Here is an 18,618-nt window from a genome sequence, read left to right as displayed (position 1 = left end):
TCCTCACGTCAGCAACAGGCAGGCGTCCCACTGCCCTTGGGGGGTGGTGTCGACTTCGGCGCCCTGGAAGGCGAGGGCGGCTCCCGCCTTGCCGACCAGGAGGCCGCTTTCATCGGAGGCCGGAGCCAGCGTGAACCTCCCGATAAGGAAGTTGAACCGGTGGCGGTAGTCGGCCGGGGTATCGGCGTCTTCCGCAACGCGTTGGACCGCTCGCAGGACGCCGCCGAAGCCGTGGCAGAGCCCACGGTCGGCGATCAGGTCGATCTGGTGAGAGTCGGCGAGGCAGTACATCAGGGCACGCTCGGCCATGCGCTTACGGTCCGCGTCCTCAAGCACAATGGCCGCGAGTTGCTGCGCACGAGCGATCCCGGGCGTGCCGTAGCACCAGCCGGGGGCTGCTGCATGTCCGGGGGCGGCACCGAGGCGGCTGATCCACCGGGGCCAGCGAAGTCCGTGAGCGTGGGTCTGGCGGACTTGGTCGAGCCACTGGCAGATGCGTCGGATGGCTGCTTCGTGTCCGTCCACTGTGACACCCGCGCGCAGGGCCAGGGAGAGGAGGGCGAGCGGTCCGGTGATGCCGTGCGCGAGTCCGGCGTTCGCATGGCCGCCCGGTGTGGCGGTCTTGTCGCTGGCAGGCGCGTGGCCGACCCACCAGCCGGGGAGGGGCCCGCCCGCCGAATCGGCGACAGGCTCGCTCAGGCGGACCAGGTACTCCAGGACGCCCCTTATCTCAGGGCCGTGGGGCTGTCGCCGCAGCAGCAGGGCCCCGATACCGGTCAGACCGCGGAAAAGGTCGTACTCCGCGAAGGAGGGGCGACGACCGGCGTCGATCCGGGCGTGTGCGGCCGACAGCCGCTGGCGGGTGTGCTCGGCCACGATGCCGTCGAGGGTGTGCAGCGCGCCCGCGTACCGGTCGGTGCCGTCGGCGGCGAGGTGCAAGACGAAGGCCATCGCGGGGGCGCCGAGGAACAGGTTCGCCTCCGGGCCGTCGGCCAGGGGGCCGATCCCGGCGAGGGTGCGGTGGACGTCTCGCCATTCCCCAGTGCCCCGCCGGGCCCGCTCGATCTGGAGCAAGGCGGTTCCGAGTGAACCGTGGGCGAGGGACTGGCGGGGGAAGGTGTCGGCGGCTGGCAGCGTTGTCGTCATGCCACAGCTCCTTCCGGGCGGTGGGTCCAGGCCAGGGCTGCGGCTCTGGCCATCCGGCGACAGGTTGCCTCTGCGGCGCTGTCGATTCCGGCGACGCGGTTGTGGTGCATGTGGAGGAGAGAGGGCAACACGCTCTCCGGGCAGCTGCCCGCCAGCATCTGGCGGTAGCGGTTCAGGGCTTCGCCGCGTGCTTCCCATGCGGTGACCACTGCGTCCCCGCCGTTCAGGGAGGCGAGGCCGTTCCGTCCGGCCGGGTCCGAAAGCCGCAGCGCGAGGGCTTGCAGGTCGTGCGGGACGGCCGTTCCGTCGCGGCGCAGAAGGTGCTGGAGCAGCCAGGTGCAGCCGGCCTTGCGGGAGCCGAGGAAGGTGGAGGCGATGTTCATAAAGGACGCGGCGGTGACGGCGGGCTGGACTCCGGCCGGGACCGCCAAGGCCAGCTGCCTGACGGCTGCCGCTGAGTCGGCGACGAAGTACTCCTCAGCCGCTTCCAGCGCCAGGCCGGTGCCGTAGCGGCCGGTCTCGGGGCGATCGGTGTCCCACTGCACCCGCTGGATCAGACCTTCTCGCCGGAGGTCGGCCGCCCAGCGAGCGACGGCATCCGCCGCGGGGCCGAACGCTCCGGGGCCCGGGAGGCGCAGCCGCAGGCGGAGGTGCGCGTCAGGGTCGGCATAGCGGCTGAACCAGGCCGCAGGGGGAGAGTCCCATCCCTCATCCAAGAGGCGGGACAGGTGTGCCGTCAGCACCTCGGGCAGACGAGCCGCGCTGCCGTAGAGCTTCACGTAAGCCCAGTGCGAGGCTCCAGGCACCCGGGCCGAGGCTTCGCCGGAGGAGGAGCGGACGACAGGTGCGGGGGTGGGCTGCTGGTCGGAGGCGAGCGTTACGGCAACCTCGTGAGCGCGTCCGATCCAGCCGTAGGCCCGTTCTTCGGGAGCTTCGCGCAGGACGGCCGTGTCCTGCCGCCGGAGTTCGGCGCGCAGGAGTTCTTGGTGGACCGACTTGTCAAGGTCAAGCCGCAGTCGCTGGTCCGTGGCACCGACGAAGACCGTACGCGGTACGCCGTAGGCGCAACGCCAGTTGATGAAGCGCTCCAGCCAATCGTGTCCGTCGCCGAGGTCGCGCAGCCGCAAGCGCCACTGGGCCTCGGAGAGGACGGTGCGGCCCACGCGGACCTCGGGCAGGAATGGCAGTTGGCCAGCCGCACCCCAGAAGAACGGGATCAGGACGGCGGTGTGCGAGCGGGCCAGCTCGCAGACGAACCGGATCATCGGGTGGGTGCCGCTCGACAGCTCGACGGCGTTCATCACCGTCGGCTCGATGACGCGCCCAGTGGACATCGACAGGAGGTAGAAGCGGTTCGAGTCCGCGACGACGCCTAGGTCATCGAGGTCCAGGGTCGCAGCGGGGTTGTGCTCGCCCACCGCCACCAGCTCGGGCGCGACGACGGGCGAGCGGCTCACGTTGTTGACCGGGACCTTGAGCGGCGGGCCGGAGACCTGCCCGCGGACGGCACCTTCGGTCAGCGTGGGCAGCGCGGCGTGCACGGCGGCCACCCGATCGAGGTCCGCTCGTTCGAGCGTGGGCAGGAACCGCCCGGTCGTGATGCCGGCCGCGAGGGACAGCCCGACGGTCGAGAGCGTGAAGCGGCCTTCGTCCAGGGCCTGCTGGGACTCCGCCAGCACGGTGAAGACGAACTCAGCGTGTGCGGGAACTTGAGTCGGCGTTCCGACTGAAAGCGCCTCGATGTCCTCCTCGGTGAGGACGATCTCTCGACGAGAGGTCAGAGCAGCGTTCTGGGCCATAGCCAGGAGATGCTCGTCGCGCGGGGTCGTCGCCAGGACGGGCCGGGGCAGGACGGTGCCGCGGTAGCTCACGGGGAAGCCGAGGCCGGTGTCGGGGTCGGTGAGTTCCCGTACCGGGACGACCGTGCCCATGCTGTATCGCTCCAGAAACCGGGTGAGGTAGTCACGCCAGGCCGGGGAGCCGTTCGGATAGGGCGTGATGCGGGCGACGACGTCCAGGGCCCGGGTCGCCTCCTCGGCGATCTGATGTGGCAGGACGATGTCGCAGTCCGGTCGCAGGTTCACCGCGAGGTTCCCGTTCCCGACCCTGGTGACGCGGTTCATCGCGGTCACCGCCTCTTCTCGGAGGCCGGGCTGCTCATCAGGGTATGCACGGTCGTGCTGGTGGAGCATGCGGTGGACGCTGCGCAGCTCCTCCGCTTTCACCTGAATCACGGGGCCCGAGGCCCCGGCGCGCTGGGCCGCGTCCAACTGGGCCACCAGATGACCGAGGGCGTCGTCAACGGTCATCGGGGCGTGAAGGTTGGTGAGGAGGACCCGGTGGCCGACCAGGCTGCGCACCATGTCCTCGATCACGTGCACGGGGGTGTCGGGGTAGTCGGTGTGGAGCTTGGCCACGACTTCGCCGACGGGTGCGGGCGACTGCGCCGACGAGAGCGCCAGTTCTGCGGCCCGGGTGCGGCGAAGGGTGGTTTCGGTCGGCCCCTTCGCACCGGGCTGGTGGGGAACCGCGATGTGCCGACCGCGAGCGGTGTAGGTCGGATCGGCGACGACGTGGAGGTGTCGCAGCACGTCCAGGTCCTGCTCCAGGGAGGTGATCACGGTGTGGAGCCACGTCGCGTCGGCCCTGGCGAACGTGGTTTGGTCCGTGCCCCAGCGCACGGTGCTGGACCCTGCGAAGCGCACGGTGGAGGTGCCCGCGAAGGTGCCGAACGGAGTCGCGCGGAACTGCATCCGCAGGAGGTACCGGTTGAGCGAGAGCGCGGCTCGGCGGATGCGAGAAGTCCGTTCCTCGCCGCGAAGGGTCCTGCGGATGGTGGCGGCCAGCACCGGCGCGGCGAGCTCGACGGCGCCGGCGCGCAGTGCGTCGCTCCAGACCAGCTCGATCCACCGGCGGCAGTTGTCCGCGTCCACGACGGGATCGGCAACGGCCGCAGGACAGGCAGGCGGCGAAGCGGACAGCGCAAACGCCGATGCTCTAATCATGCTCGCGTCAACGACTCGGTACATGGCCGTTCCTCCTTCGCCTGTGCGGTGCCAGGTGCGGGCGGGCCGTGAGACGGCCCGCCCGCACCTCGTTGGGACTGGGTCAGCCGATGCAGGTGCTGTTGGAGCACGCGGACTGGCAGGTGGCCCCGCAGCCGTCGCCGGTGTCGTTCAGCAGCGCGCCGTTCACGGGCAGGGCCGCGACGGTCTCGATGTTCAGATCGAAGTCGGACCCGGACTCTGCCGTGAACGGCGTCGCGGTCTGCGGGAGGGTCCTGGTGTTCTGCTGAGCCATGGTGAGTCTCCTCGGTGGAGAGGGATCGGTGGACTGTGCGGACGTGCTGGTGGAACCACCTGGCTACGACGGAGGGTCACGGCCAGGAGATGGTGACCCGCGTGTGCGGCCGGTCGATGACCCGGCCCGCGGGAAGCTGCTCGTCGGGCGTGCCCGCCGGGAAGACCTCGATGTGCGCGCGGTCGCCGCGGTGGCCGGCGTGCCACGCCTGGATCTCCTCGACCAGGCGCTCCGCGACCTTCAGGCCGTTGGGTCCGTGCCCGATGGCGCCCAGCTCGTAGCGGTCCTCCTGGTCGGTGGGCCGCGCGCGGCGGTAGGCGAAGCTGTCGCCGTCCACGAGCGTCGGCGTTCCGACCGGAGACGCGACGGCCACGACGCCGCGCTGCCTGGCCCCGATCTTGGCGGCCATGAGGGGCAGGTTGTCGAGGGCAGTCGTCAGCCAGAGGTCGAGGTGCTCCATCGACTCCTCGCCGCCGACGGTGACGCCGGACCAGGCTTCCATCCGCGGAGACCGCAGAGCCGCACGAAGCGCCTCGGTGTCGGGCTCGGGGTGGCCGTCGAGACGGAGAGCGACCTCGGCGCCTTCCTCGTCGTTGAGGATGGCGAGGCGCATCCGGTTCTCGCCGACGCCGCGGATCGGGACGAAGCCGCACTGCTCGAACCCGTCGCTGACGAGCCGCGCGCCGTCACGGACGAACGCGACCGTGCGCGTCATGCCGCGCATCCGCAGCGGCACGACGAGCCGGCCGCCGTCCTTGAGCTGCTCGGTCCAGGCGGCCGGGATGTCCGCGGACTGCACGGTGACCACGATGCGGTCGAAGGGACCATGCTCGGGTGCCCCGTGCTCACCGTCGCCGGTGATCACGGTGACGTTCCGGTAGCCCGTGCTCTTGATGAACCGCTCTGCGCGAGCGGTGGCATCGGCGTCGATGTCCATGGTGATCACCTGACCGCCTGGACCGGTCATCTCCGCGAGGTAGGCGGCGTTGGGGCCGTTGGACCCGACCTCCAGCACCGTCATGCCCAGCTTGATGTCGGCCTGCTCGATCTGCATCGCCTGAATCCGGGGCGCCGACACGGAGCTGATGTCCACGCCGTTCTCGTCGGTCTTGGTGATGGTGGCCGTCTCGACCTCGTACGTCTTGGCGACTTCCACCTCCGGGGTGGCCAGGTGTCGGGGGACGGCACGGAACGCGGCGACGACCCGAGGGTCACGGGCGGCCCCGACCTCGATCAGCCTCTGAACCATGGTGTCGCGCAGCTGCTGTTCCGTGGGGGGGACGTCGTTCATGCTGGTTCTCCTCTTCGGCGAGTTTGCGCCGGGCATGGTCGAGCGGGTTGGTGGACCGGCACGGACCGCGAGGACGAGGCGACCGTCCGCGCCGGGGTGATTAACCGCCCGACGGCTCGGCCGGTAACATCCGGGCCGCCGGGCGGTCGTCTATAGGGCGCGCGTCAGGTAGCCCAGTGCAACGATCTCGGCGTAGGTCATGTGCCACTTCCTGCTGGGGTCGCAAGCGGCCGGCGCGGCGCGATGACGGTTCCGTCCGGCAGCAGTTCACCGGTGTCATCGAAGATCAGCACCTGGTTGCACAAGAGGGTCCAGCCCTGCTCAGGGTGGTGTGCGACCGGCAGCGCGGCGTCCCTGTCGGGGGCTTCGGCCGTCGGACACGGCGGGGTGTGCCGGCACATGGTCCTGTCCTCTCAGGTGCAGTTCGGAAAGTGGCCACCTCGGGCTGCTACGTGGCCGTGGGAGGAACGGTCGGCGATGACTGCGGCTCGGTTTCGCTGTCCGAGCAGCGCGGGTCGGGCCGCGCTGGGGCTGCGTGACAGTCAGACCGAGACCGGCGTGGGCAGGCCCTGGTCCGCGATTTCGATCATCCGAGCCACGATCTCGCCCAGGTCCGCGTCCTTCGCGCCGACCACGGCGAGCATCGACTGATCGGGAGCACCGACCAGGATGAGCGTCTGGCCGTGTCGGTCCTCAATCACGCTGTGCCCCCACGGGTATCCCCCGGAGGTGAGGTCCCCGGCGATGTCGAGGCTCCTGCCGCTCACGGAACCCAACGCCGCCATAAGGGCCGCCCACTTGTCCGCTTCGTCACGGGCGATCCCGGGCGAGGTACCCGCAACGAAGCCCTCAGGGCTGACATGAATGGCCGCCACGGCGCCGGCGGTTTCGGTGACCAGATCGCTGAGGAAGGACGGCTGCGGATGGGGCTGCATGATTGCTCCTTGGCCGGATAGCGGAGTGGGGGAACGAACGACTGGACGCCGATTCATCGGTCACGGGCCGGGGTCGCATCCGGATTTCGGGCGCGGGGCGACCGTGCTCGTTGCGCTCCGCGTCCCCGGGCGGCGACCGTTGGGCAGCTGTTCCGTCCCGGGCCGTCCGTAGAGGGACTGGCCGGGAGTGTCGAGCGCTCCGGCTACCAGAAACCAGCCCAGCTCACCGACGCCCACCGCAAGGCGCTCCCACCCCTCGGTGCTATCGGCCACCATCGAACGAGTCCACGTCACTACGCCCTGCGCGATGCCCTCCGCGAGGGCATCGCGCAGGGCCAGCCAGCCCGCCCGGTCTTCCAACGGCACCTGCCCCCTGTCGGTGAAGACGGCGGACACCACCCACTCGCGGGACTCTGCAAACTGCCGGCAGTGGGTCTCCAGCACGGCGTCCGGGTCTCCACCCGGTGAGGCAATGTAGATCGCAACGGGGACACGGCCCGGCGATCGAGGTACGTCCGATGGCATGTCCCCACTGTCACAGCAGTGTCGCCCTGAGTGAACCTGCGGCCCGTACGACTTCGGAAGATCGCTGGAGAGCGAAGTCGTATGGCCCGTACGAGTTCACGCACGCCAGCCTGATTGCGACGTCAGAGGCAAGCCGCCGCGTTCGGCTCGACCGGGTCTAGGTCCAACAGCCGGGCCACCCGGGGGGCAGTGCTGGGCCCGTCGGCGAACACCGCCGTGATACCCAGAGCCTCGGCAGGCGCCAGGTTCGGCCGGTGGTCGTCCACGAACACGCACTCGGAGCCGACTAGCCCCATCCTCTCCAGCGTCCGCCGGTAGATCTCTGGGGCAGGCTTCGCCACGCCCTCGACCCCGCTGATGACCCGCACGTCGAACAGGTCCCAGACTCCCGTCTTCTCGTACGGGTTGTACGGGGCGAAGCCGTAGGAGTTGGACAGCAGGGCGACGATGATCCCGGCGGAGCGGGCCCGCTGCGTCAACTCCACCATCTCCGCTACAGCCCGCACATCGCCGTGAGCCCGCCCCATCAGGTTGTCGCTGGAAACACCCATGAGCGCCGCCGTCCGGCGATTCCACTCGGCCTGCTCCATACGGCCCAGTTCCAGCTCAACGTACAGTTCGCGGCCTGCGGGGTCGTCTTCGAGAGTGCGCCGCCAGGTGTCGGCCGGCAGGCCCTCGCTGGCACACCACGCCCGCGAGGACTGCCCGATCGGAGTGGTCATCACTCCCGCGAAGTCGAGTATCAGGCCGCGGTAGGACAACGGGTTCTCCCAGACTGAGATTCGGACCAGCGCTCACCGGATGGTCGGCGAGGTCCCCAGGATCTCAGACAGCTTACGAATCCGGGCGTTCCCGGCGCGACCGGCCCTCTGGATGATCACGTTGGGGATGGCCTGGTGTTTGGCCCACTCCGGGTGAGCTGCGCAGACCTCCAGCAGCGTGTCCAGCGATGTCTCCCACTGGCGCGAGTCGGCCTGCGCGAGCGCGATGTCCAACTGCATCCGGCTGTGCGCCGCCGGGGTCAGCCCCGAAGGATCGAACCGCTGGGAGATGTCGAGTGCCTTGCCAGTGTTCCCGAGGGTGACGTTGATGCCCACGGCTTGGGCCCCCGCGTAGGACGGTCCGAACTGCATCCCGTTCCCGAAGACGTCGCGCCCCAGTCGCGCCGCCACTGCATGCGCCTGTGAAAGCAGGTCCGCCGACCGTTCGCTGTCCCCGAGTCGGGAAGCAGCGACTGCCGCGAAGATGATGTTCTTCCCGTACGCGGCCAGCAGCCCGGTGCCCTGCTCGGAGAACCTCGGCTCGGCGCGAGCAGCAGCAGCCTCGGCCTCTCGCAACGCCTGCTCGACTCGCGCGTCCCGCAGCAGTACCCGCGCTCGCGCGGAGCCCAGCATCGACACCCGCACTGGATCGGCCGCCAGCTCTGCGTGTCGGAGAGCATGGCCGACCGAGGCGTACGCCAAGTCCCTCGCACCGAGGAAGTTGGCGATCAAGCCCGCCGCGCGAAAGGCGTCCGACAGTAAGCCGTTGGCAACAGCCTCCTGTCCGGTCGGTGCTGCCTGACTGAACAGCGCCACCGACCGCAGGAACGGCGCAACCAGCGAGCCGGCCTCGGCGTACGCGCCGCGCCAGTAGACCCGCCACATCCGCTCGGCGGCCTCAGCGAGATCCGCCTGACCGGGAGCCGCTCCTTCGGCGGGATCGGCCAGTACACCGGCCGCGGTGTCGTGGACCGTCCGTGAAAGCTCCCGGAGCATGGAGCGATCGTCGCGCCCCATCCCCCGCCGTGGCGCCTGCTGCCCGAGGATCACCGACACGTCAGAGTGCAGGGCCTCCGCGAGGCGAAGGAGCGTCGGCAACGACACGCTCTTGTCCTGCTCGGCCTTCTGGATCGTGTGCTTCGACAGCCCGGACCGTTCAGCCAGGTCAGTCTGGGTCTCCTTCCCCCTGAGCATCTTGATCCGCTCGCCTGTGGTGAAGTCTTGCCACTGACTCACTGGTCTCCCCCTCCGCTACTGCGTTCCTGGACGGTACCCGCACGGTCAGTCCGCTGGACGGCGTTTCCGCGGGAGCGGGTCCGTTGTAGAGCGATGTGACATAACGATCACGGCTGGAATGCGTCGGTTACCTGAGAAGCCGCTCAGTGAACAAGCGCCAGCGGGGCCGGAGGGGTGGGCGTCACGGCTTCCCTGCGGCGGAACTTCCCGACCCGGATGCCCTCGGAGAAGTCGTTGATCTCCGAGTCGGCGAAGACCAGGACATGCTGCCCGCGGGCGTTGTCCGGTCCGCAGAACACCGTGATTGCGCGAGGTAGGAACGCCACGCCGATGCTCTCTGGTCCTGGGTACTGCCATACGGCTTTGGCGAGTTGCACCGCCAGCCAATCGGGAGCGAGCTCGTTCTTGGTGGTCGCGGTGATCGGGTCGGCGCCAAGCTGCTTCGGCCTCTGGAGCAGGCCGCCGAGAACGCTTGCCGTGAGGCTCTGGAACCCCTCGTCAGTGCTAAGCAACGGCTGCTGCTCAGGGTTGAGTGAGTCGCGGAACGCGACCAGTCCACTGTCCAGGAAGGTGACCTCTACACAGTTGGTGCCGCCGCTGCTGGCGGTCTGCCACTCGGCTCCGGCAAGCTGGTCTGCGAGCCGGGCGGCGTCGAGGTCGGTCGTGTTCATGCTGCGAGGTCCTTGGCGATCGTCTTGAGCAGGGACAGGGATTCCTTCTGGCCGAAGGCGTCCGACTTCAGGTGGTGGCTGGTGGTGCGGTAGACCTCCACCGACTCGTGGTCGGTGAGGTGCAGCCGTGCGCGGGTCGCCTCGATCGTGACGGTGTCACCGCCGGTGGCGAACGACATCAGCATGAACGGTCCGTCCATGCCCGCGTGTGCGCCGGCGCTCAGTGGCAGGACCTGGATCGTGACGTTCGGGTCGCTTTTCAGCAGCTCGATCAGGTGCTCGACCTGTGCCCTGGCTGTGGCCCGTCCGCCGATTTCCTGGCGGAGGAGTCCTTCGGGGATCACGGACCATATCTTCAGCGGCGGCTGCCGGTTGGCCATAGCCCGTCGGTGCTCAGCGCGCATGGCGATGAAGCGTTCGATGTCCTCGGCTGTGGTCCAGGCCCGGCTGCCCTCGATGACGGCTCGCTCGTGGTCCGAGGTCTGGAGCAGGCCGTGCAGGGAGCCTGAGTTCCAGTGGAAGAGTTCGAGGGCTTCTTCGATCTCGGTCAGGTAGTCGCTGAGTGGGTCGTCAACGACCCCCTCGTAGCGCTGGTGCCAGTCGGGCTCGCCTGCCCGGCGGACCAGCTCGCGCCACTGCTCGCGCTGGGCCTCGTTCTGGATCTGTAGGACCTCGAAGAAATGCGCGAGAGCTTGGAGCTTGACTCCCTGTGTCCCGTTCTCGATCTTGCTGACGGTGGACAGCGCCTTGTATCCGAGTCGTTGGGCTGCCTCCTCCAGGCTCCAGCCCAGTGCTTCGCGGGCCCGGCGGATCTCTGTTCCGAGGCGCCTGCGGCGCGGGGTCGGCTGTACGGGCATGGCACCTCCTTGCTCCGGGGCGGCTGTTGCCCCTGGGAAAGCGTAGTACCCGGGCCAGGACGTGCATATGACAGATCGCCAAAAGGAAAGGTTTTCCTCTTTGGGGACCTTGCCCTTCTGCCATGGTGGGGTCATCATCGAAGCTCGACCAAGCGCAGAGTGCCTCATCCGGTACGGAGCGCAACGGCCGGAGATGCGTCCACGGCCAGCTGGGAGGGTCCATGCCTGTCGCGCCTGTCGAAGGTCTTGGTGAGTACCGTCTGGTCATTCCTGCGGTTCGGCCCGAGTTGATGGGCTGCGTGCGCGAGATCATGCGCGCCCAGCTGCGAATGTGGCGAAAGAGCCAGTTCAGCGACGTGGCCGAACTGGGGGTCACCGAACTGCTGACCAACGTCCTCCGTCACGCCCCCGGCGGAAGTGAACTTCTGGTGAGCGAGACGGTGGACGGCATCCGCGTCGGAGTCACCGATTTTGACGAGCGGCTGCCGGTGGCCGGCAGGCCGATGCGGGAGGCCACGGGTGGATGGGGGCTGCAACTGCTCACCGACCTCGTGGACGAGGTGGGGACCCGGGTCCTTCCGCAGGGCAAGGAGGTCTGGTTCGACCTCCGGGCTAAGGGCGGCCTGGCAGGCGCCGACGAGTAGGAGGCGCCACTTTCGAACGCCTGACTGAATGGCCGGTTGCCTTCGGAGGCCAGGCAGTTGATGGCGTATCAGCGGAATTAGACTCCTAGGCTGCCCGCCTCCGGCCCGGAGGCCGGACACGCCGGAGGGGCGCCGCAGACCCGGGCGTTCCTGCCGATCATTCCCGATCACGTGGAGGTTGTTCCGATGCCCGAGAAGGTCACCAAGGAGAAGGTGCTCGTCTACGTTGTGCGCGACGGGCGGCTGCTGGTGTTCCGGCACACCGACTACAGCTACGAAGAGGTCGGCATTCAGGTTCCGGCCGGCAGCATCCGCCCGGGGGAGACCCCGGAGGCCGCCGCGCTGCGGGAGGCCCGCGAGGAGACGGGCCTGGCCGATTTCAAGATCGTTAGCAAGCTCGGCGAGACCGAGTACGACATCAGCCCGTACCGGTTCGAGATCCAGCACCGGCATGTCTTCCACCTGGAGCTCACCGAGCCGACCCCGGAGCGGTGGATGAGCCAGGAGGACCACGACGGCCAGGGCGAACCCACGCACTTCGAGTGCTTCTGGATTCCGCTGGAGGCTGCGCACATCCTCCAGTCCGGCCAGGGCGCTCTGCTGGGACGCCTGTCCGACTAACCGTCCGGTCACCGCAGTAAGGGAGGCAGCCGATGTACCGCACCGAACAGCACCACCCGATCGACCGGCTCTACCGGAGCCTGGAGCCCGAGGACACCAGTAAGGCGGTGTCGGTGATCGTGAAGCTGCGCGGGGAGACCTGCGACATCGACTGCCTCTACTGCTACGAGAAGCGCAAGGCCGCGCCCGGTGGAGCCCGGATCGGCGCCGACCAGATCGGACAGCTGGCCCGACTCTTCCGGAACCGCCCGCTCGCCGTCGAACTCCACGGCGGGGAGCCGCTGACCGCCGGTCGGGAGGTCGTCGCCGAGATCCTGCGCGAACTCGCCGGCCTCCCGCAGGTCGTACGGGTGTCGATGCAGACCAACGGTGTCCAGCTCGACGGGCAGTGGCTGGACCTGTTCGACGCCATCTACCCGCAGTTACAGATCGGCCTCTCCCTCGACGGCGACGCCCAGGGCAACACCTGGCGCGTGGGTTACGACGGCGAGCCCGTCTACCCGCGCGTTGCGGCGGCCCTGGAACTGCTGGGACGGCGGGGCCGGAAGGTCGGCGTCATCGCGGCGGTGACCCCTGCGGTGCTGGGCCGGGCGGCGGCGGTCCTCGACCACCTTGCTGGGTTCGAGGCAGTCAACGCGGTCAGCTTCGTGCCGTGCTTCGACAGTGCCATCCGCCGCCCCACGACGGTGCGGGCCCGGCGCATCCCGGCAAGCCGCCTGCTCCAGCAGGCCGCCCTCAAGGGCGACGGCGCACCGGCCTGGGCGATCCACCCGGACGAGTACGCGGAGTTCGTGCTGGCCGCTACCGCGCACTGGATCAGCTCCGGGTACTTCACCCGCCTCAAGCTGGAACCGGCCGTCTCCACGATCCGGCGGCTGCGCGGCCTGGGCACCGGCTTCTGTCACTTCTCCGACCTCAAGTGCGACCACGTCTTCACCCTCTACCCGGACAACCGGTTCGGCAGCTGCGACGAGCTGCCGTGGCCCCAGGCCCGCCTGACCAGCCTGGACGAGGTCACCAGCGAGCACGAACTGGCCGGCCTCCAGCAGGGATCGCTGCTGCTGGACCAGGGCAAGGCGCTGATGGCCAAGTGCACGACCTGCGACTACCGCGACACCTGCGGCGGAGGCTGTGTCGCCACCCGGTGGCGCCAGGACCCGGCCGCAGCCGGTGACGCCTACTGCGACCACCGGATGCGCATGGTCGACGGCGTCGCCGCCCTGCTCGCCCAACCCGCAAATCCCGAGGGCAGCTGGTGCCGGACGCTGCGCTGGCACCCCCGCATTCCGAACAGCATGCGCGACGTGAACGCCTTCACCGCCCGCTGGGATGACCCCGCCGCCGCCCGCGCGGAGGTGAAGCTGCACGCCAGCGCGCACGGCAACATCAACACCGTCGGCCTGCCTGGCGTCCACGAGGCCGACGATCTCGACCCCGCCCACCCGAAGTGGCGCGAGGCGATCGAGCCCCGGGTCTGGCCGCTGGCCGACGTCCTCACCGCCCGCTGGGGCCTGATCACCTACGACAGCTGCCAGGGCCACCGATACGACGGCCTCGACCTGGAACCCACCGAACTCCGGGTCGGCCTGCTGCCCCGTGACCGCGCCGAGTACGCCCGCACCGCGGCGGCCCTGTGCCGCGCGGCGACGGCGACCGCACTGCCCGGCGGTATCAAGGTGCGTGTCGCCCGCTCTGAGCTGACCTGCGAGACCTCGCTCAGCACCGTTCCGGTCCTCGACCTCAGCCTCCACCCCGGCGGGCATGACTGGGACACCTACTTCGCGCACCTGGACGCCGCCGCCCGCGCTCTCACCGACACGCTGAGGACCGAGCAACCGACGGGCGCCGCGTGCTCCTGCCCGCTCCCCGACCATGCCGCTGACGTGTACCCGGCGGTGACCGCGTGAGGCCCGAGGACGAGGTGACCGTCCACCAACTCCTGGGACGCGTTACCTACTTCCACGCCCTGTTCATCGAATCGGCCCTCGCGCCGTCCGCTGCTGCCGCCGGGCCGCCGTGCTGCAACCACCGCTCGCCACCGGCAGGTGGACGGCGGGAGGTGGGCGGGCTGCTGGCCGACAGCGCGTGGGCGGTTCTCGATGAGGTCGCCGCCGGACTCGGCGAACACGCCGCTCGGTGCCCGTCACACGGCCCGAGTTGTTGCGCGACGTGCCGCGTCGCCTCCTCGGCCGCCGCCATCGCCGAAGCGTGGCTGGTCACCGAGCACCGCGCCTACCACCGGCCGGGACCGCAAGAACGGACCCGCGCCGCGTGCCGGGACGCAGCCGCTACCCGGATGACCCGGATCTTCGTCCGGCAGCACCGCGCACCCTGCCCGGCCCAGACCCCGGCCGAGACAGCCGGTGCCTGGCTGCTGCCCGGCCCGGACGAGCTTCCGCTGACCGGCGAACTCCTCGCCCTGTGGCGCGACCCCCTGTCCGCCGGCGGCAGCCCGGTCGTCAGCTGGCTCAACCACTGCACCGACCTGGATGACGTCCATCGCGTCCTCGAAGCAAGGAGGCCCATCCCGTGATCCACATAGCCGAGACCGTCGGCGTCGGCAGCATCGAAAGCTTCCTCGACCCCGCCGAGCGGCTCCACCTCGCCACCCTGATGCACGGCGTCGTCACCGACGACGGCGCACGCTTCGGAGACGAGCGCCGTACCTCCATCCACGAGATCCCCGGCCACAGCCACGAACAGGCGATGGCCGTCTACGAGCCCGCCGGCCGCGTCGAGATCCCCGGCATCCCGGACGCCGCCGAGAAGATCCTCCAGGCCGCCTTCGACCGCGCCCGCCCGGCTCTGGACCGCGTCATGCCCTCCATCACCGTGTGCCGCCCGTGGACGTACGTCGAGTACGGCCCGGGGCAGCACATCACCAGCCACCTCGACGGTATCGCCCCCGACCCGCTCGCCTGGCCCCGCCAGATCGCCGGGATCAGCGTCGTCATCACCCAGCCCGACGCCGGAGGTGACTTCTACGTGGAGACCGCCTCCGATGACCGCCTCTGGTACCGCCAGGCCCCCGACCCGGCGGCCAACGGCTACGCGGAGGGCATGTGGCTGGCCCACGACGGCGCGGACAACTCCGCTGCCTGGTTCCGGCAGATGCCCCGCACCCGCTGGTCCGTGGCCCCCGCCCCAGGCACCGCGCTGCTGTACGGCTCCCAGCTCGCCCACGGCACCCTGCCGGTCACCGCCGGGCGGTGCGCGAAGTTCATCAGCTGGCTCGCCGCTGACGGACCGGGGAGCTGACGCCCGTGCTCCTGGCCCTGGAAGGCTTACCCGGCGCCGGAAAGAGCACCCTGCGAGACCGACTCCTCGCCGACGCCCGAACCCAAGGCATCCCCCTCGACCACACCGGCCAGTTCTCCTGGCTCTCCCTCACCGCCACCCGCACCCTCGTGCGGCTACGGGCAGGACAGAGCGCCGACGCCCCCGAAGAAGCCACCGAAGCGGCTTGCCGGGACCTCGCACTCCACGCCCGCTTCAACCTCGCCCCCGCCCTCGTACGCGGCCCGGTGATCGCCGACCGGCTCAGCCTCTCCACCGCCTGCCTGCTCGCCCTGGTCCACCAACGCCCGGTCGCCGAGTACGTCGAGCGCCTCGCACAGCAGCACCGCGCCCGGCCGCAGCTGACCGTCTTGCTGACCACCGAGCCCGACTTGTGCCAAGCCCGGCTCGCCGGCCGGGAAACCGCCCTCCGCTTCACCGACCGCCCCGACACCACCGCACGCCTCGCCGACCTCTACCGGCAAGCGGCCTCCGCCTGGAACCGCTGCACCGGCCTTGAGGTCTGGCAGCGGCCCTGCACCACCAAGGCCGACCTCGACCAGCTGGCCGCCGCCTGCCTCACCCACCTCGACGGCACCCCCTCGACCTCGATCACGGAAGCGAGCCGATGAACCTCAACCCCCTCCACCCCGCCGCCGGGGTCCTGGACCAGCTCCGCATGGACGGCTGGCAGGTGATCGACCTGCTCGCGTTCACCCGCGCCAGCACCCTGGCCACCGCCCGCCTCCCCGGTCAGCAGCCCGTCGTGGTGAAGGCGGGATTCGGCAGCAACCACGTCCTGGCCGAACTCCCCGCCGAGCAGCGGCCCGCCGCGTACGGCTTCTACTGGTACGCGCAGCTGTCCGACCCCGAACGCGCCCTGGCCCGGGAGGACTTCCGCCACGAGGCCGACCTCACCCGTGCCGCCGCCGATGCCGAGCACGTCGTTCCCCTCCTTGACCAGGGAAGCGGCGAGCAGTTCGACTGGTACACCATGCCGCTGTGCGACGGCGGGAACTTCCGCACCTTCATGGCCTCCTACAAGGACACCGAAGAAGGTCTGGACATCCTCGCCGACGTCGCCGAGGGCCTGACCAGCCTGCACCAGCGCGGCATCGTCCACCGGGACGTCTACCAGGAGAACATCCTCATCCACCAGGGCCGTGGACTGATCACTGACCTCGGTGCCGCCCGCCGACTGTCTGCCGAACGCGGCCCCGAGCACCGCGGCCCCGAAGTCCACTGGCCGCCGGAGTACATCACCGGCTACCACCAGGCCACCGCTGCCGCCGACGTGTTCAGCCTTGCCGTCCTGATCTACCGCTACCTGTGCGCGGACATCCCCCGCCTCGGCGGCCACGCCAACCTCGCCCTCATTCCCGCCGTCCTGCGAACACTGGTCGTCGCCGCGCTGGCTGACCAGCCGGGCGACCGCCCCGCCATGGGCGACCTCGCCACCGCGCTCCGCACCGCCGCCCGCACCGTCCGGCACTGAACCCGGGGAGGCCACCGTGCCCAGGGCGAGATCACCGCCCGGTGTCCGAGCACCGACGCGACAGGCATCCAGCAGCACCACCCCGACAACCAGAGGGAGCAAGACATGGACCGCATCACCGAGTTCCTCGACGCCGTCGAGGACCTGCGTGGCGAGGACGAGGACGTCCGCACCACCGCCCACACCTCCAGCGTCTCCGCCGAGGGCTGGCCGGCCGCCGAGGGCGACGCCGCCTGAACACCCCTGACCACCCGTCGCGTTGAACGCCGACGGTGAACAACCCGGGGCCGGACCCGACCGCGGCGGGCCCGGCCCCGGCCCTACTCCAGCACCCGAACAGGAGCCCGCACGTGGACCACGACGCCCTCTTCGGCTTCCCGCCGATCACCCGGCTGCACCAGGACCGCACCCGCAAGATCCACACAATCCTCAACCCCGGCGCCCCGCTCCAGCCCTCGGGCCTCGGCGCCGCCGCAGACTACAGCCTGGCCCACCACACCCTCGAAGGCGCCGAGAGCGCCGCCCGCTCCGGCGAGCGGGACACTTTCGACTGGTACACCGCCAACCCCCACGTCGGCGCCGCCACCAGCTTCACCCCGACCGTCCTCGGCCCGCGCGTCATCGTCACCCCCGACCTCACCGCCCTGCCCCGCTCCCCGATCTCCGAGACCCCCTACTACGTGCTCGGCCCCGGCGCCGCACCCGCGCCGGTCTCCCTGCGCACCCTGGCGGCCGACGCGTTCGCCACCGCCGACGCCACCGGCTTCGGCGCACTGCTCGCTGCCCACGCCGTCGTGGTGGTCCTGCTCCGGACCAAGCAGCTCGGCCAGACCCTGGACAGCTGGACCATCACCCGCCTGCCAGGCACCGTTTTCCTCGACCACGTCGCCGACCCCGCCGTTCTGGGCCGTGACCTCATCCATGAAGCCGGACACAACTGGCTCAACGACGCCATCGCCGCCACCGGCAGCAAGTTCGGCGACCAGGTCGAGTTCCACTCCCCGTGGAAGCAGAGCATGCGGCCCGCCTTCGGCTTCCTCCACGCTTGCTGGGCCTTCCCCCTCACCATGATCTACACCGCCCGTGCCCTGGAGCACACCGAAGGCGACGTGCGGCGCTTCCTGGCTGCCTACCTCGACCAGCAGCGCGCCCAGCTCGCCGCCACCGCCGCCGACCACCCGCGCGCCCTCGAACTTGTCAGCGACGAGGACCTTCGCGAACGGCTGGCCACCGTCCACCAGCAGGCGCTCACCCTGTGAGCACCGACCGCCCGGATGCCCCGGGCCTGACCCTGCTGGTCCACCGCCCCGGCGAGAACCCCGTCCGCTGGCACATGGGCCTGGCTAACGTCGAACACCACGTCCCGATCGGCCCGGCCACCGCCTTCAACGCAGGCTCCGTTGCCAAGCAGATCACCGCCCACCTGGTCCTGCTCGCGGCCCGCGAAAGCCTGATCTACCTCCACCAGCCGGCCGCTGACCTGCTTCCGCGTCTCCAGCTCACAGGCGTCACGATCGCCGACCTGATCACCCACACGTCCGGCCTGCGCGACGCTGAATCCCTGCTCTCCCTCGCAGGGATGCGCGACCTCGACCACTACACCGCAGCCGACCTGCGAACCCTCGCCTACCGCCAGCGTGAACGTGCGGTACGGGAAGGCCAGTTCCTGTACAGCAACACGAACTACCTCCTGCTCGCCGAACTCCTCGAAAACGTCCACGGCACCGCGCTGCCCGACCTCGCCCGCCGCCGGATCTTAGAAGCCGTTGTCGTACCGGCGAAGGAGCGCGGCGATCGAACGGGAGTCTCGATCGGGTGATCGCGGACCGGTCGGCGCATGACGGCAGGGCCTCCTGAACA

21 protein-coding genes are annotated in these 18,618 nt (G+C 69.9%); 10 read left to right on the top strand and 11 right to left on the bottom strand.

Features of this window, described 5'->3' with window-relative positions:
- Positions 1 to 3 precede the first annotated feature (3 nt).
- The 11 genes from BI06_RS18855 to BI06_RS18810 all read right to left on the bottom strand — a co-directional run bounded on the left by BI06_RS18855 (position 4) and on the right by BI06_RS18810 (position 10,722).
- Positions 4 to 1,146: a lanthionine synthetase C family protein gene (locus BI06_RS18855; RefSeq protein WP_043469290.1), complete on the bottom strand. Its 1,143-nt coding sequence runs from the start codon at positions 1,144 to 1,146 to the stop codon at positions 4 to 6.
- On the bottom strand, positions 1,143 to 4,175 hold the full coding sequence (locus BI06_RS18850; protein ID WP_043469288.1) for a lantibiotic dehydratase: 3,033 nt from the start codon (positions 4,173 to 4,175) through the stop codon (positions 1,143 to 1,145). Before BI06_RS18850 ends, BI06_RS18855 begins: the two co-directional genes overlap by 4 nt.
- A 79-nt stretch (positions 4,176 to 4,254) precedes the next feature.
- Positions 4,255 to 4,446, bottom strand: coding sequence for an FxLD family lanthipeptide (locus tag BI06_RS18845; RefSeq protein WP_043469286.1), 192 nt, complete (start codon positions 4,444 to 4,446; stop codon positions 4,255 to 4,257).
- A 76-nt stretch (positions 4,447 to 4,522) separates the two neighbouring features.
- On the bottom strand, positions 4,523 to 5,737 hold the full coding sequence (gene fxlM, locus BI06_RS18840) for a methyltransferase, FxLD system (protein ID WP_043469284.1): 1,215 nt from the start codon (positions 5,735 to 5,737) through the stop codon (positions 4,523 to 4,525).
- A gap of 197 nt (positions 5,738 to 5,934) precedes the next feature.
- Complete coding sequence (locus BI06_RS53650) at positions 5,935 to 6,138, bottom strand: DUF5999 family protein (protein WP_082558539.1); 204 nt, start codon at positions 6,136 to 6,138, stop codon at positions 5,935 to 5,937.
- 141 nt (positions 6,139 to 6,279) lie between these two features.
- On the bottom strand, positions 6,280 to 6,672 hold the full coding sequence (locus BI06_RS18835; protein ID WP_043469282.1) for a hypothetical protein: 393 nt from the start codon (positions 6,670 to 6,672) through the stop codon (positions 6,280 to 6,282).
- A 60-nt stretch (positions 6,673 to 6,732) separates the two neighbouring features.
- Positions 6,733 to 7,116, bottom strand: coding sequence for a hypothetical protein (locus BI06_RS18830; protein ID WP_043469280.1), 384 nt, complete (start codon positions 7,114 to 7,116; stop codon positions 6,733 to 6,735).
- Positions 7,117 to 7,319: 203 nt separating this feature from the next.
- Positions 7,320 to 7,958 carry an HAD-IA family hydrolase gene (locus BI06_RS18825; RefSeq protein ID WP_233290189.1) on the bottom strand — a complete coding sequence of 213 codons (639 nt, stop codon included), beginning with the start codon at positions 7,956 to 7,958 and terminating at the stop codon, positions 7,320 to 7,322.
- Positions 7,959 to 7,991: 33 nt separating this feature from the next.
- Complete coding sequence (locus tag BI06_RS18820; RefSeq protein WP_043469276.1) at positions 7,992 to 9,194, bottom strand: helix-turn-helix domain-containing protein; 1,203 nt, start codon at positions 9,192 to 9,194, stop codon at positions 7,992 to 7,994.
- Between the two features lie 143 nt (positions 9,195 to 9,337).
- The gene (locus tag BI06_RS18815; RefSeq protein ID WP_043469274.1) at positions 9,338 to 9,865 is read right to left on the bottom strand and encodes a DUF397 domain-containing protein; all 528 of its coding nucleotides are present in this window, start codon (positions 9,863 to 9,865) and stop codon (positions 9,338 to 9,340) included.
- The gene (locus BI06_RS18810; RefSeq protein ID WP_043469272.1) at positions 9,862 to 10,722 is read right to left on the bottom strand and encodes a helix-turn-helix transcriptional regulator; all 861 of its coding nucleotides are present in this window, start codon (positions 10,720 to 10,722) and stop codon (positions 9,862 to 9,864) included. The genes BI06_RS18815 and BI06_RS18810 overlap by 4 nt, the downstream gene beginning before the upstream one ends.
- A 221-nt stretch (positions 10,723 to 10,943) precedes the next feature.
- Here BI06_RS18810 and BI06_RS18805 point away from each other — a divergent pair, with 221 nt between their 5' ends.
- The 10 genes from BI06_RS18805 to BI06_RS50895 all read left to right on the top strand — a co-directional run bounded on the left by BI06_RS18805 (position 10,944) and on the right by BI06_RS50895 (position 18,577).
- Positions 10,944 to 11,366, top strand: a complete 423-nt coding sequence (locus BI06_RS18805) for an ATP-binding protein (protein ID WP_051741242.1) — start codon at positions 10,944 to 10,946, stop codon at positions 11,364 to 11,366.
- A gap of 186 nt (positions 11,367 to 11,552) precedes the next feature.
- A complete protein-coding gene (locus tag BI06_RS18800; protein ID WP_043469270.1) occupies positions 11,553 to 11,987 on the top strand; it encodes an NUDIX domain-containing protein in 435 nt (144 codons plus the stop codon).
- Positions 11,988 to 12,019: 32 nt separating this feature from the next.
- A complete protein-coding gene (locus BI06_RS18795; protein WP_063794987.1) occupies positions 12,020 to 13,894 on the top strand; it encodes a radical SAM protein in 1,875 nt (624 codons plus the stop codon).
- Between the two features lie 389 nt (positions 13,895 to 14,283).
- Entirely contained in the window at positions 14,284 to 14,520 is a 237-nt protein-coding gene (locus BI06_RS50905) for a hypothetical protein (RefSeq protein WP_158516440.1), read from the top strand.
- Positions 14,517 to 15,245 carry a hypothetical protein gene (locus BI06_RS18785; RefSeq protein WP_043469266.1) on the top strand — a complete coding sequence of 243 codons (729 nt, stop codon included), beginning with the start codon at positions 14,517 to 14,519 and terminating at the stop codon, positions 15,243 to 15,245. The genes BI06_RS50905 and BI06_RS18785 overlap by 4 nt, the downstream gene beginning before the upstream one ends.
- Before the next feature lie 5 nt (positions 15,246 to 15,250).
- Positions 15,251 to 15,895, top strand: coding sequence for an AAA family ATPase (locus tag BI06_RS18780; RefSeq protein WP_043469264.1), 645 nt, complete (start codon positions 15,251 to 15,253; stop codon positions 15,893 to 15,895).
- Positions 15,892 to 16,758: a protein kinase gene (locus BI06_RS18775; RefSeq protein WP_043469262.1), complete on the top strand. Its 867-nt coding sequence runs from the start codon at positions 15,892 to 15,894 to the stop codon at positions 16,756 to 16,758. The genes BI06_RS18780 and BI06_RS18775 overlap by 4 nt, the downstream gene beginning before the upstream one ends.
- 105 nt (positions 16,759 to 16,863) lie before the next feature.
- Positions 16,864 to 16,995 carry a hypothetical protein gene (locus BI06_RS54730; RefSeq protein ID WP_255360227.1) on the top strand — a complete coding sequence of 44 codons (132 nt, stop codon included), beginning with the start codon at positions 16,864 to 16,866 and terminating at the stop codon, positions 16,993 to 16,995.
- Between the two features lie 113 nt (positions 16,996 to 17,108).
- Complete coding sequence (locus tag BI06_RS50900; protein WP_051741240.1) at positions 17,109 to 18,017, top strand: HEXXH motif domain-containing protein; 909 nt, start codon at positions 17,109 to 17,111, stop codon at positions 18,015 to 18,017.
- On the top strand, positions 18,014 to 18,577 hold the full coding sequence (locus BI06_RS50895) for a serine hydrolase (protein WP_043469260.1): 564 nt from the start codon (positions 18,014 to 18,016) through the stop codon (positions 18,575 to 18,577). Before BI06_RS50900 ends, BI06_RS50895 begins: the two co-directional genes overlap by 4 nt.
- Positions 18,578 to 18,618 lie beyond the last annotated feature (41 nt).

This window comes from Kitasatospora sp. MBT66 (genome assembly GCF_000710405.2).
Lineage (GTDB): Bacteria > Actinomycetota > Actinomycetes > Streptomycetales > Streptomycetaceae > Kitasatospora > Kitasatospora purpeofusca.
The sequence above is the reverse complement of the archived record's forward strand: the minus strand, read 5'-3'. Positions and strand labels throughout refer to the sequence as shown.

Coding starts and splice junctions, on each gene's coding strand:
- BI06_RS18845 (WP_043469286.1), bottom strand. CDS start 4,446: ATGGCTCAGCAGAACACCAGGACCCTCCCGCAGACCGCGACGCCGTTC.
- BI06_RS18805 (WP_051741242.1), top strand. CDS start 10,944: ATGCCTGTCGCGCCTGTCGAAGGTCTTGGTGAGTACCGTCTGGTCATT.
- BI06_RS18810 (WP_043469272.1), bottom strand. CDS start 10,722: ATGCCCGTACAGCCGACCCCGCGCCGCAGGCGCCTCGGAACAGAGATC.
- BI06_RS18800 (WP_043469270.1), top strand. CDS start 11,553: ATGCCCGAGAAGGTCACCAAGGAGAAGGTGCTCGTCTACGTTGTGCGC.
- BI06_RS18815 (WP_043469274.1), bottom strand. CDS start 9,865: ATGAACACGACCGACCTCGACGCCGCCCGGCTCGCAGACCAGCTTGCC.
- BI06_RS50905 (WP_158516440.1), top strand. CDS start 14,284: ATGACCCGGATCTTCGTCCGGCAGCACCGCGCACCCTGCCCGGCCCAG.
- BI06_RS18775 (WP_043469262.1), top strand. CDS start 15,892: ATGAACCTCAACCCCCTCCACCCCGCCGCCGGGGTCCTGGACCAGCTC.
- BI06_RS54730 (WP_255360227.1), top strand. CDS start 16,864: ATGGACCGCATCACCGAGTTCCTCGACGCCGTCGAGGACCTGCGTGGC.
- fxlM (WP_043469284.1), bottom strand. CDS start 5,737: ATGAACGACGTCCCCCCCACGGAACAGCAGCTGCGCGACACCATGGTT.
- BI06_RS18835 (WP_043469282.1), bottom strand. CDS start 6,672: ATGCAGCCCCATCCGCAGCCGTCCTTCCTCAGCGATCTGGTCACCGAA.
- BI06_RS18850 (WP_043469288.1), bottom strand. CDS start 4,175: ATGTACCGAGTCGTTGACGCGAGCATGATTAGAGCATCGGCGTTTGCG.
- BI06_RS53650 (WP_082558539.1), bottom strand. CDS start 6,138: ATGTGCCGGCACACCCCGCCGTGTCCGACGGCCGAAGCCCCCGACAGG.
- BI06_RS18795 (WP_063794987.1), top strand. CDS start 12,020: ATGTACCGCACCGAACAGCACCACCCGATCGACCGGCTCTACCGGAGC.
- BI06_RS18855 (WP_043469290.1), bottom strand. CDS start 1,146: ATGACGACAACGCTGCCAGCCGCCGACACCTTCCCCCGCCAGTCCCTC.